Below are 1,134 nucleotides of genomic sequence, written 5' to 3'. Positions count from 1 at the left end.
CGATACTTGCAACAGCAACTGCAAATGTAATCTTCAAGGAAATACAATCAACTCCCACACCGTCTCAAACTACACAACCGTCTCAATCTCAACNGTCTCAAACTACACAACCGTCTCAATCCCAACCCAGTACACAATCTCCTTCTGCACCTCAACCTTCTGCACAAAGTGCACAAAACCCATCACCGGTTCCAGATGACCAGACATCAATCCAAGAACAGATCAAGCAGCGAATCGCACTTGCAAACAAGCTAAAGCAACAGATTGAGAATACAGCCACAACACAGATTCCGTTCTGGCTAAAAGATACAGCAAGAAAGTGGCATGATGGAGCAGTAGACAATGTAGCATTTAGCAAGGATATTCAATATCTAATAACAAGTGGACTTGTAAAAACAAGCGGACAGATCACACCGTCTAGTACATTTGAAATTCCGTCATGGCAAAAAAAAGCGGCAGAGTGGTGGTCGCAGGGAATCATATCAGACTATGACTATGTCAACTCAATCCAGTATCTGCTTGACAAAAAAGTAATCAAGTGATTTTTTGCAAAATCATTTCAAAACACAAAGCCAAGTTTATTTAGCCTTGGATGAATTTCTAGTCTAGTGAAATTACTACTTGGCATTACCATTGCACTTGTCTTAATGGTATCATTTTCGAATTCATATGCACAGACTCCTCAAAATAATATTGCAATCCATGTACAGATCAAAGTGGAAAATTCCGACGGAGCATTGGTTTCATATCTTGAGACTGACAAGGTTATCATAACGGACTATGCAAGCCTGAACTCACTTTTGGATACCAACGCACCAATCTTGCACAAAAAAATAGTAATGTTTGGAGATCAAAAGTATGAATTAATCAAGGCAACTGATGTACTGGTGCATACATCTCCTACAATTGTATCAGAGAATTTCGTCTCTGCAGATAGTGGCAATTCACACGAGATCTTGGCTCTTGCAGACCATGACGGCTATCCAGTTGTAAAAGGAGACAAGGTTACTACTTACTGGACGATACTTCGACCTGCTTCCTGATTCTGTTTGATAGCAAAACCCCCACTCCTATGGCAAAAAACACAGTGAGTGAGACAAATCTGTATGGCTGGTTTGTCTGGTTTGTTATTGC

At 40.5% G+C, this 1,134-nt stretch carries 1 protein-coding gene; it reads left to right on the top strand.

The window, feature by feature from the left end; translation table 11 throughout:
* The first annotated feature begins 608 nt into the window (after nt 1-608).
* Nucleotides 609-1,043: a hypothetical protein gene (locus tag DYY66_RS08105; RefSeq protein ID WP_166287959.1), complete on the top strand. Its 435-nt coding sequence runs from the start codon at nt 609-611 to the stop codon at nt 1,041-1,043.
* Nucleotides 1,044-1,134: the final 91 nt, after the last annotated feature.

It is taken from the genome of Candidatus Nitrosotalea sp. FS (genome assembly GCF_011319475.1).
Classification (GTDB): Archaea; Thermoproteota; Nitrososphaeria; order Nitrososphaerales; family Nitrosopumilaceae; genus Nitrosotalea.
This window is presented reverse-complemented; position numbering and strand designations above follow the sequence as displayed.